This is a genomic window from Bacillus sp. 005/A4HT-01/001, assembly GCF_004634445.1.
Taxonomy (GTDB): Bacteria; Bacillota; Bacilli; order Bacillales; family Bacillaceae; genus Bacillus; species Bacillus altitudinis.
In genome coordinates, this window is the sequence record NZ_SEIZ01000001.1 from 685,663 (window position 1) to 699,495 (window position 13,833).

The window sequence follows — 13,833 nt, forward strand, 5'->3', positions numbered from 1 at the left end:
ATGAAACCCCCTTTTTGATCTTCACATGTCTCTTTAGAATAAAAGAAAAATGAAGCTCACCCCTATCACGAGTCCAGTCTTGAGCCCTGCGCTTTTTCGATTAATGAGATAAAACAGTGCTTGGATACCTGAACTTGCCAAAAATGCCTGAAAGAAATCAAATGGGAGAAGATGCCCTTGCTTATAAACAAATAGCATCAACAGCGCGATGCCAGTGAGATAGAAAAAGCCTCGATCCTGAAACAGATGAACCATCTCATCCTTTGCCTCTTTTTTCGAGGTAAAAGTAGGCGGACTCGCTGCAAGCTCTCTTTTCAGCGTAAGAAAGCCCGCCGCTAACACACATAAAGCGAGTAATACCATCAATACAGAAGAAAACATGACCTGCCTCCTTTATCATGTCACCAATGTAAAAAAAGAGCTTGTCCATATGAGATGACAAGCTCCTCTATCAATGTTATTTCACAAAACCAAGCAGCATTTCTCGTAAAAGTTTGCTTGCTGTATTCGCCGTTTGATCGGAATGATCATATACAGGCGCTACCTCTACAAGATCTGCACCGACGACATGCACATCAGAACCAGCAATGGCATGAATAGATGCCAGCAGTTCTTTTGACGTAATACCGCCAGCATCTACCGTTCCTGTACCAGGTGCATGAGCTGGGTCAAGTACATCGATGTCAATTGTCACATAAACTGGGCGGCCTTTCAGCTTTGGTAATACTTGTTTCAATGGCTCCAGCACTTCAAATTTAGAAATGTGCATGCCTACTTCTTTTGCCCATTCAAATTCTTCTTTCATCCCTGAACGGATGCCGAAAGAGTATACATTTTCAGGTCCAATAAGTCCTGCAACTTTACGAATCGGTGTCGAATGTGAAAGCGGCTCACCCTCATATTCCTCACGAAGATCGGTATGTGCGTCCATATGGATGATTGCCAAATCAGGGTATTTCTTATACATCGCACGGAAAACCGGCCAAGACACAAGATGCTCGCCGCCCATTCCTAACGGAAACTTCCCTTTTTTTAAAATGCTGTCGACATACTCTTCAATTAAATCTAAGCTTTTCTGTGCATTGCCAAATGGAAGCGGGATGTCGCCAGCATCAAAGAATGGCACCTCGTGCAGTTCACGATCTAAATAAGGACTGTATTCCTCTAATCCAATGGATACTTCACGAATACGGTTCGGGCCAAAACGTGAGCCGGGACGGTAACTGACGGTCCAATCCATCGGCATCCCGTATAAAATGACTTTCGCATCTTCCCATGTCGGATGACTTCCAATAAACACTTTTCCTGAGTAAGCCTCGTCGAATCTCATACAAGATTCCTCCTTTTACGCTTCAAAAAATGCGCAAACGGTCATTTGCGCATTTCCACTTCGCTTGATTTATTTGATTAAGTCGCTCACAAATTTCGGCAGAACGAATGCCGCTTTGTGCAATTCTTTTGTGTAATATTTCGTATCGATATCAAAGAAGCGGCTGTCTTCTACAGCAAGTGGATCATACTTCTTAGAACCGATAGTAAATGTCCAAAGACCGCTTGGATATGTTGGGATATTCGCTGTGTATAGCTTGGTAATCGGGAAAATTTCTTTTACATCACGCTGTACATTTGTAATTAACTCAGGTGTGAACCAAGGGTTGTCCGTTTGTGCAACGAAAATACCGTCTTCTTTGAGTGCTTTTGAGATTCCTGCATAGAAACCTTTAGAGAACAAGTTCACAGCTGGTCCAACTGGCTCAGTTGAGTCAACCATGATCACGTCATATTCGTTGTCGGCTTCCGCAATGTGCATAAAGCCGTCTCCGACTTTCACCTCTACACGAGGATCGTCTAGTTTCCCAGCAATTGAAGGAAGGAACTTCTTCGAGTATTCAATGACCTTGCCATCAATATCAACAAGTGTCGCTTTTTTCACACTTGGATGCTTCAGGATTTCACGAATGACACCACCGTCTCCTCCGCCTACGACAAGAACATTTTCAGGGTTTGGATGAGTGAAAAGAGGAACATGTGCCACCATTTCGTGGTATACAAACTCATCTTTCTCTGATGTCATCACCATACCGTCTAAAAACAGCATATTACCAAACTCTTCTGTTTCCACCATTTCTAAATGCTGAAAATCTGTTTGTTCTGTGTGAAGGGTCTTCTTTACCTTCAATGTAATGCCAAAATTCTTCGTTTGCTTCTCTGTATACCAAAGTTCACTCATTGTTCATCTTCCTCTCATCCAATAATAAACAAACATCTATTGTTAGCGCCTTTTATCGGCTATGACTATATCGATTGTCCAAGAAAAAAGTATAGTGGATTCGTATCAAATTGTAAAGAACCGCATGAGATAACTTCATTTTTAAAGCACACCCTTGCAGTCGCCTGTTTAAAACGGTTTTCTTTGTCCCATACTGATAAAAAACCGTCAAAATGGGGGCTTTGCATGGACACAATCATGAGTAATAAAAAAATCCGCATGACCGTGAAAACGATTCGGGCCTGTTTTTTTATCGGCTTGCTCGCTTTTCTATTTGCTGGCACAGTCTTTTTGACGATTCTTTTACTAGCTAAGTGGCAAGGCGCTCCCTCTGTTCAAGTTCCCCAATCCACGACCATTTATGCAGCCGATGGGTCTAAACTTGGCGAATCGAGCTTTGGAGAAAAGAGATACTGGGTTCCGTTAAAGGACATGTCCCCTCATATACAGCAAGCAGTGGTCGCGATTGAGGATAAAACCTTTTATCAGCATCACGGCTTTGACGTGAAACGAATGGCAGGTGCTGCGGTGGCAGATATTCGTGCAATGGCAAAGGTACAAGGCGCCAGCACGATCACCCAGCAATACGCACGAAATTTATATTTAGATCATGATAAAACATGGAAGCGGAAGTGGAATGAAGCCTTTTACACGATCCGCTTAGAACAAAACTATACAAAAGATGAGATATTAGAAGGATACTTGAACACCATTTATTATGGCCACGGCGCATACGGCGTGGAAGCGGCATCCCGCCTTTACTTTGGAAAAAAAGCGAAGAACTTAACTTTAGCTGAGTCTGCCTTGCTTGCCGGGATTCCAAAGGGGCCTTCTCTCTACTCCCCTTATGTGAATGAGGAGAAAGCCAGCGCAAGAAAGAATATGATTCTGAGGCAAATGCAAGAGGATGGCATGATTACGAAAAAAGCAGCTGCTGATGCCAGCAAGGAAAAGCTGTCCTATCGCCCGCTCAAACAAAAGCAGCTGCAAGCAAAGCAGGCCCCGTATTTTTATGATGATGTGATTCGCGAACTGAAACAAACGCTGGGCTTAACCGAGGAACAAATTGAAACGTATGGTCTTCATATCGAAACGACCTTACAAACTGAATTACAAAAAATCGCTGAAAAGACTTTAACCAACATCATGGATGCTGAATCAGATATCCAAATCGGCTTTGCTGCCATCCATCCCCAAACAGGGCATGTACTCGCCCTCATAGGCGGGAGAGATTACGAGAAAAGCCCATTCAATCGTGTCACACAAGCAAAAAGACAGCCGGGTTCAACAATGAAACCACTTCTCTATTACATGGCTTTGCAAAATGGGTTTACACCAGCAACCGTGATGCGCAGTGAAGAAACTGTTTTTGAACTCGATGAGCAAGGAAGCGGCGCCGCTTATTCACCAAGCAACTATCATGGCTATTACGCCAATGACGGTATTACGATGCTTCAGGCTTTGGCTCTATCTGATAACATTTATGCGGTCAAAACCCATCTATTTTTAGGAATGGAACAGCTTGTACGTGCAGGTAAAACGTTCGGGATTCACGAAAAACTAGATCAAGTGCCTTCACTTGCGCTAGGTACTTCACCTGTCAAACCAATCGAAATGACCAATGCTTACGCGATGCTGGTCAATGGAGGAAAACGCGTCAAGCCAACCTTTATTACGAAAGTAACGGACGCAAAGGGCAACGTACTATTTGAGGAGAAACAAAAACGAGAGCAAGTACTAGATGAAAAAGCAGCATTTGTCACCACTGACATGATGTCAGGGATGTTCAATCATCAATTAAATGGCTATACAAGTGTCACAGGTCGTACCATTTCAAAAGATCTTACCAGAACGTATGGAGGGAAATCGGGGACGACAGGTGCTGACAGCTGGATGATCGGCTTCTCTCCCCAGCTCGTCACAGGTGTGTGGACCGGCTACGATAAAGGACGCACCATAGACTCGGTCAAAGAAACCGCCTATGCGAAGAAGATATGGGCTTCCTTTATGGAATCAGCCCTCTCGAATCAGCCAGCCTCCTCCTTCATGCCGCCAGACGGTGTAAAAGGCGTATATATCAATCCAAAAACCGGTGATCTCGCAGGCCCAGGATGCGAATCAAAGGTATTTACCTATTTTATAGAAGGAACGGAGCCGACCGGTGTCTGCTATGGTGCCGAGAACAAAGCTTCTGAGCAAGACAAAGCTCAAGATCAACAGCCTAAGAAATGGTGGGAAAAGTGGCTGAAACGTTAAAAATGGACATGAAAAACCCCGAGATCTGCATCTCGGGATTCTCCATGTCCTAGCTTTAACACCAGTTTACTGAAAAAACGCTTGGAATTGGTATCCATTCATCATTCTTCACAAAAATTTCACAATTACTCAGGAACAGCCAATCCTTCTTTTAATTCATCTGTAGATGCTTCCCATAACGCTTCATTGTGACTCTTCAAGAAATCAGCGAGCACCTTTTTCGAACCATCATCCATATGACTGACAACGATTTTACGCTTCATGGATTTATCCATTAAATTCACATGCTCAGGAAGTGATTTATATCCTCTGCGGATCGAGCGGTCAACCGTCATTTCACAAGCTGTGACTCCTGCATAATATGGCCCCTCTTCTCTACGGTCAATCGTCACCCATACGAGCCAATACGGTTTTCCGTTAGGTACCTCTTCTTTGGTTTTTAAAAATTTAATTCCTTTTTCGACGGCACTTCTTGCATGCATCGCACCAATATCAATGACGGCTTCCTTTTCCTCCACATCAATGATGACAGGCGAGATATTATCAAGGCTGAGGGCACCTGCCCCAAAACCTCCATGTCCATCCGTTGCATCTGTTTTTTTAATGATATTAAAACCAATTGGTTTCTTCTTTTTACCTTCCATTCATTAAACCTCCTAAAGCAGCGGCTTCAAAATAAGATTAAACCAGTATATGATTTGATCCCGCATTCCGATCAATGGAACAAAAACAAACTGACCTAGCGGCGTGATGACGAAGATGAGGAAAATGATGATTCCATACTGTTCAAACTGCGTCATCTTCGCACGGATGCCGGGACTGACAACATCCTCAATAATACGATATCCATCCAGCGGCGGAATCGGTAATAAGTTAAATAGGAACAAAATCACGTTCAAGTTAATAAAGATTTGGAAAAAATAATCGATCCCCGGCTCAAAGCGCATGAGCGACTCCCCGCCAAATTTCTGAAGAAGCGCATACACACAAAAGCCCAAAAATGCCAAAACCAAATTGCTTAAAGGTCCTGCGATCGACACACATATCCCTGCGAGACGTGGGTTTTTGAAATGGTACCGATTCACAGGTACAGGCCTCGCCCAGCCAAACCCAGCCACAAAGATCAAGATCGTCCCGAAAACATCAAGGTGCTTCAATGGATTGAGCGTCAGTCTGCCTTGATTTTTAGCTGTCGGATCTCCAAAACGATACGCAACATATGCATGCGCCAGCTCGTGCATCGTAAAAGCCACAACAAGCGTAATGGCGACATATGGAATCAGTTCTAATGGATAAACAAGAAATTGGTCCAAAGGCATGAATCCCTCTTTCTTTCTATACAATGATTTACTTCATTCAGTATACTATAAGAAGTCCCTTAAACTAAAGGGAAGCGTAGCACTACAGGAAAAAGGAGGTTGCCATCATGCCGATTATCACCGTTCAAATGCTTGAAGGAAGAACAGATGAGCAGAAAAGAGCTCTTGTGGAGAAAGTCACAGATGCCGTTGTTGAAACAACAGGCGCAGGTGCAGAAAAAGTCTCTGTCATTATTGAAGAAATGAAAAAAGAACATTATGCTGTAGCAGGAAAGCGAATGAGCGACCTGTAAGCATATAAAAAGGACAAACACTTTTTCGGTGTTTGTCCTTTTGTCTCTTACCTTATCTGTACCAAGCTTTATTACGGTTCACTTGATTTTTATGAGCCGCATCGAAGTAATCGACAGTGTAAGAATAATCATAATTCATTAAGCAGACAATTCCGCTGCCTTGAGGGTCATGCGGCAAACCAAAGTTATGGCCGTATTCATGTGTAGCCGCTTTTGCTGTATTCGCTGTTCCTTGATCAAGGTTGACACTGAATGCACTTCCGCTCGGTGCACTATTGTAAACATAAGCGATTCCGCCAGCATCAAAGTTTGGATTTGCTGTAAATCCTGTGACAAAATCGTATCCTCTGCCATCAAAGCTGCGCTGAAGGTTAGACAAAATTTGTGATGAATTTGATCCTGAGGACGTCCAAGATCCTACGGCTTGTACGACAAAGTCCACATCATGATCACGGTTAAATGTCACATCCGCTTGCTCAATGATGCTGACAATGCGCGTCTGCCAATCACTATATTTCGCACGATACTGCGCATCAGCTACTGCATAGACGGTCACTTTCTGACTGCCTGTACTAGCTTTTGTTGAAATCGAATCTCCTGTATTTGCTTTAAAGGTTCTAGACCCTACCTGTTTACCAGACTCGTCTAAAATTTTTGTTGTCACATCTCTTTCAATAGGAGGTGCCTTCGTCAAATCTTTAAAATCGTTTGCCTTTGGCAACCCTTCACTAATATGTGTTTCGAACGGCGCATGACCATGATCATGCCCATGACCTGCACTTGCAACTGGTGCTGAAGCTGAACTTACCCCCGGTAACAAACTACCTACCAATAAAAATGACAAAAAGACTGAACGCTTTTTCATTCCTATCCCTCCTTTGTTTTTCACAAGGTTATATATTCACTGAAAATTCACCATTTTCCTTCTATTCAGTCAAAAACAGGGAATTGGATATACAGGAAGAAAGTCGAAACATGTCATTTTCACTAATTTTTCGGATATTTTGACACACATTTTATCAAAAAGCAGAACTTTTGATCTGGGACATTCGCTTAGTAAACATCCATCTTTTTCTAAAGTGCTGTTATAGACCCAGCCACACCATATAAAGAAGCAAAAATTGATATTAGAAAAGATAAATTCAGACTTTACTGATACGAATTATACTTCTTTGCGATTCTCCCTTATGATGAAGAACATAAAAACAATGCTATTTCAAAACAGAAGGGACGATCCACATGTCTGAAAACAAGCACATACAATTTGGATTGATGTTACATGGTCCAGGAGGTCATATGAATGCATGGAAGGATGAATCCGTTCCAGCAGATGCAAGTGTGAACATTGATTATTATCAAGCAATGACAAAAAAGGCAGAAGCAGCGGGTTTCCGTTTTGTCTTTGTCGCAGATGGCTTATATATTCATGAACATTCAATTCCTCATTTCTTGAACCGATTTGAACCATTAACCATCTTATCCGCTCTTGCTGCGGTCACCAAACAGATTGGACTTGTGGGCACTGTATCCACTTCCTACAGTGAGCCCTTTACCATTGCACGGCAATTTGCATCCCTAGATAAATTAAGTAAAGGGCGGGCCGGATGGAATGTTGTGACTTCTCCACTTGAAGGCTCTGCTGAAAACCACATCATTCGTCCGCATCCTAGCCATTCACTTCGGTATGAAATTGCAGAAGAATACTTAAAAGTAGTGAACGGCCTATGGAGCTCATGGGAAGAGGATGCTTTTATAAGAGATCGATCAACAGGGGTTTTCTTCGATCGGGATAAACTGCACACATTAAACCATCATGGCAAACACTTTTCTGTCAAAGGTCCTTTGAATATCGAACGATCTGAACAAGGGCAACCGGTGATTTTCCAGGCAGGTGCGTCAGAGGCAGGAAAGGATCTAGCCGCAAAAGAAGCGGACGCAGTATTTACGAATGCAGACTCACTTGAGAAAGCGAAAGCATATTACCGCGACGTGAAAAATAGAGCCGCAGCGCTGGGCAGAAATCCATCTGACATCAAAATTTTCCCCGGTATCCACCCGATTACAGGGAGAACAGTCGAAGAAGCAGAAGAAAAATATGAAGCCATTCAACATCTGGTCTCTATTGAAGAAGCCCTTCATTACCTGGGCAGGTTCTTTGATCACTTGGACTTCAGTCAATTTCCACTTGATGAGCCATTTCCTGATATCGGTGATGCCGGTTCAAACAGCTTTCAATCCACAACTGAATCGATTAAAAAAATGGCGAAAGAACAAAGCTTGACCTTAAGAGAAGTCGCTCTACGAGTAACCACTCCCAAAAGTGCTTTTTTCGGTACTTATGAACAAGTGGCAGACCAGCTGATCCAATGGATCGAAGAAGATGCCGCAGATGGATTTATTTTTGGCGCGCCTATTCTAGCAAGCGGTTTATCTGAATGGACGGAGCACGTCATCCCGATATTAGTAGAAAGAGGATATTACGACCCGAATTATCCAGCTCATACCCTTCGTGAAAATTTGGGTCTGCCTATCAAGAAGAATCAGTTTCTTAAACAAACAGTGAAATAAACATGAAAGAGGGGTTAGCTCAAAGGCTACCCCTCTTTTCATGTTGGTTGATGCAGTCGATTTTCGATGAGATCAATGAATTGAAGTACGGCTCTTCCTGGCGAATCATTTGTTTTCCTCAATAGACCAACTGGCGGGGAAACATGAATGCCCTTTATTTCTAATACCTTGGTGCCTGGAAGAGTAAAGGAATGAGCAGTTCGTGTAAAAAGAGAGACACCTAATCCAGCCTGAACATAATGTTTATGGGACATGCTGCTCGTAATCTCTAACTTATTGTAATTGGTCCCAATGACATCGACGATTTGTTGTTCGATTTGAATACGGATGGGGCAATTGTGTGGCGTGAATAAAATGGTCTCATCCTTTAAATCGGTCACCTCCACTACCCCTTTTTCCGCTAATCGATGGGAAGACGGGACGAGCAGCACGATATCATCTTGAAAAAGAGGCTTATAGCTATTCTCCATCGAAGCTTCTGGTGCTCCGCAAATCGCAAAATCAATCTCATCATGAGAAAGTAAGGAACTCAACGTATTCGCATCCGCTACTTGCACAGAAAATTCTACATTCGGAAACCTTTCCTTGAATTCTGCAATAAGGGCAGGAAATTCTAAGCTGGCAGTGGGCTCAGAAACACCGATGCGAATGAACCCCGCAATGCCCACTTCTAAATCTTGGAGTGTTTTCGTCAATTTCTCATATTCATTGAGTAAAGAATTGGCTCTTTCATAAAAAAGCTGTCCTGATGCTGTTAACTTTAAGGTCTTCCCTCTTTCTAGAAGCTTCTCTCCAATTTCCTCTTCTAAATGTTTGATGTGCAAAGTGATGGTTGGCTGAGAATAATTCAGCGCTTCTGCTGCTTTTAAAAAATTTCCGTATTTCACGATCGTGGCAAAGGTGCGTATCGCTCGAATCTCCATGAAAACCCCTCTTCTCCCTGTATTTTAAATATCTGAATCGTGTATTTATGATTACTAATTATACTTTTCTATTGGTTTGCCTTATTATAATTTATATTATCAACTATTCCAAGTTGTTTAGAAGGAATTATCAGAAATGGAGGAGACGAATTGGCAAAAGTAACGATTATAGCAGGCGGGCATTCTGTCCAATCTCGGTTAACCGGTGTCCTGCAGCAGATCCATCATCGTTTGGCGTTCCATGGGATTGATGTTCATGTCATTCAAGTCCACCAGCTTCCTAGTGGTGCCTTAATAGGAGCAGATTTTTCAAACGAAGACATTGTCAAAGCCATTGAACTTGTGAATGAGAGCGACGGTGTCATTGTGTTAACACCTGTCTACAAAGCGTCTTTTTCCGGTATTTTAAAAACTTTTTTAGATCTACTTCCCCAGAAAGCATTACAAGATAAACCCGTTCTCCCCTGTGTTTTAGGAGGAACATACGGACATTTGCTCGTCATTGAATATGCACTTAAACCGATCATTCATCAACTCGGTGCAACCGTCGTTCAATCTGGCGTGTATGTTGTCGATCAACAGGTCTCAAAGCAGGATTCAGATAGCTATGTGCTTGATCCAGATGCCACAAACAGATTAAACCTCGCACTATCTCAATATCAAAGTCTAATAGGAGGAACAGCCAATGTCGCTCACCCTTAGTATTCTTGATCAAAGCCTCGTCAGTGAAAACGAGAAAGCAGAGACGGGTATTCAGCATACTGTCAGATTGGCTGAAGCAGCAGATCAGCTTGGTTATCACAGGTTTTGGGTGTCTGAACATCACAATAATTCTCAAGTGGCAGGATCATCCCCTGAAGCCCTCGCTGGTTATCTTTTAGCAAAAACGAACCATTTGCGAATTGGGTCTGGCGGTGTCATGCTTCAGCATTACAGCCCGTTTAAGGTGGCTGAAACATTTCATGTACTGGCATCACTAGCGCCTGGCAGAGTCGATTTAGGCGTTGGGAAAGCACCGGGAGGGTTGAACCTCTCGACACAAGCGCTTCAGGAAGATTATCAAGCGTCACGGAAAGACTTTTCTCAAAAATTAGTGGATCTCAAAACGTATCTTACTGAACAAGCAAATGAATTAAATGCTCAGCCAATTCCTAGCGTATCACCCGACATGTTCCTTCTAGGCGGCAGTATTGAGAGCGCGGAATTCGCAGCAAAACTTGGGATATCCTTTGTGTTTGCCTATTTTATTAACGGGGATGACGCATTATTAAAAGAAGCAAGAGAGACTTTTCAAAAATTCAAGACACAGAACACGCACCAGCAATTTCTTCTCGCCATCACCGTATCTGTAGCGGAAGACCACAAACAAGCCATCTCGTACATCAAGCAAAAGGAAACAGTAAAGGTCTCCTTTTCCGATGGAAGAAAGCTTAATGTGACGTCACTAGAAGATGCAGAAAAGCTGGTGAAAGGAACAAAAAAAGAACACTACAACATTCACGTTCAAAAAACCGGTTATACCGCTGGCACAAAAGAAACCGTTCATCACCGGCTGACTGAACTAGCCGAGACATATGAGATCAACGAGTTCATTGTGCTATCTCCGATTGTAGACATTGAGGCAAGAATAGCGTCTATCACATTATTAAAAGAAGCATTTGATCATGAACTAACAGCCAAAAAACAAATAAACCAAGAGGTGAGCGTCTAATGTCAAATAATCAAAAAATCATTTTATGGAGCAAAAAAGGATGCAGCTATTGTCAGGACATTCAGTCCTATTTCAACGAACAGCACATTACTTATTCAACCATTGATGTAACAGAACATGATCATTACAGAAATATTTTAGAAGAAAAATACGGCGTCCGTTACGTGCCAGTAGTAGAAATCAGCCGTGATCCCCACGTGTATCAAGCATTGCTGAATCCAGATATCGATACTTTACGAAAAGCGTTGAGCTGACATTACACACTACCCTTTTGATTGGAGGTTTGTCATGAGTCGAGATATTTTTCGCATCGCTACCGAAGAAGATGCACCGGCTTTTCTAGAATTGCTGTCCAGTGCATTTAAACCGCTTGGAGAAATGGGCATTGATTGGCCATCCACGAACGCCACACTTGAAATGGTCACAGAAAACATCAAACAATCCGTTGCTGTTGTGTTAGAACGAGACGGGCGGCTCATATCAACCATCACCATACGTTTTCCGTGGGAGAGTACTCAACCGGTCTCAGGCTATCCATTTGTTTGGTGGTTTGCCACAGCTCCTGATTTAGCCGGTCAAGGGATCGGAAATAAGCTGCTCGATTATGTAGAAAACACCTTGCTCCGGCAGACATTTAAAGCACCAGCATACACACTGGGCACTTCTGGCCGAAAGCACCCCTGGCTTCTAGAGATGTACGAACGAAAAGGCTATACAGCATATATTGAACGTGAAGCCGATAATGGCGACTTAGGTGTATTAATGTATAAAGTCCTCATCCCTGAACGGTTCGATGCCGCCATATTAGGCGCACCGCCCTCAGAAGAAAAAGTCCAAACGACTTCAACATAGGAGGTGATTCAACATGGGGGAGTTTTTCAAATGGGAGTATGTCGTCACACTCTTCCCTAAAGTATTGTCAGCCCTTCCAACAACCTTACTGATCGTTTTATTTGCCACTTTGATTGGCAGTTTTCTTGGATTCATTCTTGCTTATTTTCGAATTGAGCGTATTCCCATCCTGCATCAGCTCAGTGCAATTTATGTCTCATTTATTCGTGGAACACCTATCCTTGTGCAAATGTTTATTGTGTTTTATGGCCTGCCTGGTGTGCTTGCAACAATAGGGCTTGATATCTCCATGTGGAACAAATTGATCTTTCTGTATATTACATATGGACTCAATACAGCTGGGTATTTTTCAGAAATATTCCGATCTGCCCTATCGAGTGTCCCAGCATCTCAATATGAAGCGGCCGCCTCGATTGGACTGACGAAATGGCAGATTTATAGAAGAACGCTTATTCCTCAAGCAGGGAGAATCGCCCTACCTAATATCGGCGTGGCCATTGTCAACTTATTACAAAATACCTCCCTCGCCTTTACATTAGGTGTGATGGACATGATCGGAAAGGTTCAAACATTAGGGGCTTTATACTATCGCGTATTAGAAGGATACTTTATTGCTGCCGTTATATTTATCATTTTAAGTATGGTGTTAGAAAAATCATTTGACCTATTGGAAAAACGGATCAATACACCGAAAACAAAAAAACAGCGTCAGACGGCATTGCTTCCCTTAAAAAGAGCCGAAGCGGCCTTTACTGTAGAAAAACGCGCAAAATAAACTAAGGAGGAATTTACATGAAAAATAACAGAATATTCAGTAATCATTACATCATCGGTCTGCTTCTACTTGGTTCATTGCTCCTTGCCGCCTGCGGAAATAATGAGCAATCGGATGAAATCAAAGCAGAAGCAAACAATAATGACCCAGATGCAAAAGAAATCGTCATCGGGACAGGGAACGCCTATCAACCCTTCGTTTACTTAGATGAAAACGGCAAATTAACAGGCTACGAGAAGGCTGTATTAGATGAAGTGGATCAGCTGCTGCCACAATATAAGTTTAAATATGAATCCTTTGAGTTTAAAAATATTCTGCCTGCTTTAGATGCCGGTAAAGTTGATCTCGCTGCACACCAATATGAAATCAATGACGAGCGTCAGAAGAAATATCTATTTGGAAAAGTTGGCTATACAGATTATACAAGTTATGTGGTGGTGAATAAAGCATCCGGTCATGACTTTCAAAGCCTGGACGATTTAGCTGGACACAAAGTGCACACCTCTACAGGAAGTAATTTCGCTTATCTGCTAGAGCAATATAACGCAAAGCATGATCGGAAAATTGACATTGTCTACGGGGATGGCGGGAACGAAATTTTAGTCAAAAACCTGCAGAATGGCACGGTCGATGCTGCCTTACTCACAAAGTATGACGTCAATAAGCTAAACAAACAGTTCAATGCTCATCTTGTGACATCCGGAAAGCCTGTAAACGTATCTAAAACGTATTATCTATATCAAAAAAACAATACAAAACTTCAAAAAGACATTGATCAAGCCCTGCAAAAACTGATCGATAACGGCAAGCTCGCTGAATTGTCTAAAAAAATATTGGGCGGAGACTTTACTACATCATAAGAAAGGA

The 13,833-nt window shown here is 42.5% G+C and carries 16 protein-coding genes; 9 read left to right on the forward strand and 7 right to left on the reverse strand.

Annotated features, from left to right (window positions below):
- Positions 1-33: 33 nt before the first annotated feature.
- The 3 genes from ES896_RS03640 to speE form a co-directional block, all read right to left on the reverse strand.
- Entirely contained in the window at positions 34-381 is a 348-nt protein-coding gene (locus ES896_RS03640) for a hypothetical protein (RefSeq protein WP_135226417.1), read from the reverse strand.
- Positions 382-457: 76 nt separating this feature from the next.
- Positions 458-1,330, reverse strand: a complete 873-nt coding sequence (gene speB, locus ES896_RS03645; protein ID WP_135226418.1) for an agmatinase — start codon at positions 1,328-1,330, stop codon at positions 458-460.
- A 69-nt stretch (positions 1,331-1,399) separates the two neighbouring features.
- Positions 1,400-2,230, reverse strand: coding sequence for a spermidine synthase (gene speE / locus ES896_RS03650; RefSeq protein ID WP_045033908.1), 831 nt, complete (start codon positions 2,228-2,230; stop codon positions 1,400-1,402).
- A gap of 225 nt (positions 2,231-2,455) precedes the next feature.
- On the opposite strand from speE, the gene ES896_RS03655 reads away from it, so the two are divergent.
- The gene (locus ES896_RS03655; RefSeq protein ID WP_135226419.1) at positions 2,456-4,525 is read left to right on the forward strand and encodes a transglycosylase domain-containing protein; all 2,070 of its coding nucleotides are present in this window, start codon (positions 2,456-2,458) and stop codon (positions 4,523-4,525) included.
- A 125-nt stretch (positions 4,526-4,650) separates the two neighbouring features.
- Here ES896_RS03655 and ES896_RS03660 read toward each other — a convergent pair whose 3' ends face one another.
- Positions 4,651-5,169, reverse strand: coding sequence for a YwhD family protein (locus tag ES896_RS03660; protein ID WP_007497712.1), 519 nt, complete (start codon positions 5,167-5,169; stop codon positions 4,651-4,653).
- Between the two features lie 12 nt (positions 5,170-5,181).
- The gene (locus ES896_RS03665; protein ID WP_135226420.1) at positions 5,182-5,844 is read right to left on the reverse strand and encodes a site-2 protease family protein; all 663 of its coding nucleotides are present in this window, start codon (positions 5,842-5,844) and stop codon (positions 5,182-5,184) included.
- Between the two features lie 107 nt (positions 5,845-5,951).
- On the opposite strand from ES896_RS03665, the gene ES896_RS03670 reads away from it, so the two are divergent.
- Positions 5,952-6,137 carry a 2-hydroxymuconate tautomerase gene (locus tag ES896_RS03670; RefSeq protein ID WP_008343530.1) on the forward strand — a complete coding sequence of 62 codons (186 nt, stop codon included), beginning with the start codon at positions 5,952-5,954 and terminating at the stop codon, positions 6,135-6,137.
- 52 nt (positions 6,138-6,189) lie between these two features.
- Here ES896_RS03670 and ES896_RS03675 read toward each other — a convergent pair whose 3' ends face one another.
- The gene (locus ES896_RS03675) at positions 6,190-7,002 is read right to left on the reverse strand and encodes a zinc-dependent metalloprotease (RefSeq protein ID WP_017368236.1); all 813 of its coding nucleotides are present in this window, start codon (positions 7,000-7,002) and stop codon (positions 6,190-6,192) included.
- A 374-nt stretch (positions 7,003-7,376) separates the two neighbouring features.
- On the opposite strand from ES896_RS03675, the gene ES896_RS03680 reads away from it, so the two are divergent.
- Positions 7,377-8,705, forward strand: a complete 1,329-nt coding sequence (locus ES896_RS03680) for an LLM class flavin-dependent oxidoreductase (RefSeq protein ID WP_135226421.1) — start codon at positions 7,377-7,379, stop codon at positions 8,703-8,705.
- A 38-nt stretch (positions 8,706-8,743) separates the two neighbouring features.
- Here the strand turns inward: ES896_RS03680 and ES896_RS03685 are convergent, their stop codons facing one another.
- On the reverse strand, positions 8,744-9,628 hold the full coding sequence (locus ES896_RS03685) for a LysR family transcriptional regulator (RefSeq protein WP_008343536.1): 885 nt from the start codon (positions 9,626-9,628) through the stop codon (positions 8,744-8,746).
- Between the two features lie 150 nt (positions 9,629-9,778).
- Here ES896_RS03685 and ssuE point away from each other — a divergent pair, with 150 nt between their 5' ends.
- Genes ssuE through ES896_RS03715 form a run of 6 tightly spaced genes read left to right on the forward strand, consistent with a single transcriptional unit; the run spans position 9,779 to position 13,826 of the window.
- Positions 9,779-10,330 (forward strand): NADPH-dependent FMN reductase, encoded by a 552-nt coding sequence (gene ssuE, locus ES896_RS03690; RefSeq protein WP_135226422.1) that lies wholly within the window; start codon positions 9,779-9,781, stop codon positions 10,328-10,330.
- Positions 10,314-11,339: an LLM class flavin-dependent oxidoreductase gene (locus tag ES896_RS03695; RefSeq protein ID WP_135226423.1), complete on the forward strand. Its 1,026-nt coding sequence runs from the start codon at positions 10,314-10,316 to the stop codon at positions 11,337-11,339. Before ssuE ends, ES896_RS03695 begins: the two co-directional genes overlap by 17 nt.
- A complete protein-coding gene (locus ES896_RS03700) occupies positions 11,339-11,593 on the forward strand; it encodes a glutaredoxin family protein (protein ID WP_135226424.1) in 255 nt (84 codons plus the stop codon). Before ES896_RS03695 ends, ES896_RS03700 begins: the two co-directional genes overlap by 1 nt.
- Positions 11,594-11,627: 34 nt before the next feature.
- Positions 11,628-12,191 (forward strand): GNAT family N-acetyltransferase, encoded by a 564-nt coding sequence (locus ES896_RS03705; protein WP_008343543.1) that lies wholly within the window; start codon positions 11,628-11,630, stop codon positions 12,189-12,191.
- A gap of 13 nt (positions 12,192-12,204) precedes the next feature.
- Positions 12,205-12,966: an amino acid ABC transporter permease gene (locus ES896_RS03710; RefSeq protein ID WP_008343545.1), complete on the forward strand. Its 762-nt coding sequence runs from the start codon at positions 12,205-12,207 to the stop codon at positions 12,964-12,966.
- A gap of 17 nt (positions 12,967-12,983) precedes the next feature.
- Positions 12,984-13,826: a transporter substrate-binding domain-containing protein gene (locus tag ES896_RS03715; RefSeq protein WP_008343547.1), complete on the forward strand. Its 843-nt coding sequence runs from the start codon at positions 12,984-12,986 to the stop codon at positions 13,824-13,826.
- Positions 13,827-13,833 lie beyond the last annotated feature (7 nt).

Excerpts from the sequence above, each read along its gene's own strand:
- ES896_RS03640 (WP_135226417.1), bottom strand. The coding sequence starts at position 381 with ATGTTTTCTTCTGTATTGATGGTATTACTCGCTTTATGTGTGTTAGCG.
- speB (WP_135226418.1), bottom strand. The coding sequence starts at position 1,330 with ATGAGATTCGACGAGGCTTACTCAGGAAAAGTGTTTATTGGAAGTCAT.
- speE (WP_045033908.1), bottom strand. The coding sequence starts at position 2,230 with ATGAGTGAACTTTGGTATACAGAGAAGCAAACGAAGAATTTTGGCATT.
- ES896_RS03655 (WP_135226419.1), top strand. The coding sequence starts at position 2,456 with ATGGACACAATCATGAGTAATAAAAAAATCCGCATGACCGTGAAAACG.
- ES896_RS03660 (WP_007497712.1), bottom strand. The coding sequence starts at position 5,169 with ATGGAAGGTAAAAAGAAGAAACCAATTGGTTTTAATATCATTAAAAAA.
- ES896_RS03665 (WP_135226420.1), bottom strand. The coding sequence starts at position 5,844 with ATGCCTTTGGACCAATTTCTTGTTTATCCATTAGAACTGATTCCATAT.
- ES896_RS03670 (WP_008343530.1), top strand. The coding sequence starts at position 5,952 with ATGCCGATTATCACCGTTCAAATGCTTGAAGGAAGAACAGATGAGCAG.
- ES896_RS03675 (WP_017368236.1), bottom strand. The coding sequence starts at position 7,002 with ATGAAAAAGCGTTCAGTCTTTTTGTCATTTTTATTGGTAGGTAGTTTG.
- ES896_RS03680 (WP_135226421.1), top strand. The coding sequence starts at position 7,377 with ATGTCTGAAAACAAGCACATACAATTTGGATTGATGTTACATGGTCCA.
- ES896_RS03685 (WP_008343536.1), bottom strand. The coding sequence starts at position 9,628 with ATGGAGATTCGAGCGATACGCACCTTTGCCACGATCGTGAAATACGGA.
- ES896_RS03695 (WP_135226423.1), top strand. The coding sequence starts at position 10,314 with ATGTCGCTCACCCTTAGTATTCTTGATCAAAGCCTCGTCAGTGAAAAC.
- ES896_RS03700 (WP_135226424.1), top strand. The coding sequence starts at position 11,339 with ATGTCAAATAATCAAAAAATCATTTTATGGAGCAAAAAAGGATGCAGC.
- ES896_RS03705 (WP_008343543.1), top strand. The coding sequence starts at position 11,628 with ATGAGTCGAGATATTTTTCGCATCGCTACCGAAGAAGATGCACCGGCT.
- ES896_RS03710 (WP_008343545.1), top strand. The coding sequence starts at position 12,205 with ATGGGGGAGTTTTTCAAATGGGAGTATGTCGTCACACTCTTCCCTAAA.
- ES896_RS03715 (WP_008343547.1), top strand. The coding sequence starts at position 12,984 with ATGAAAAATAACAGAATATTCAGTAATCATTACATCATCGGTCTGCTT.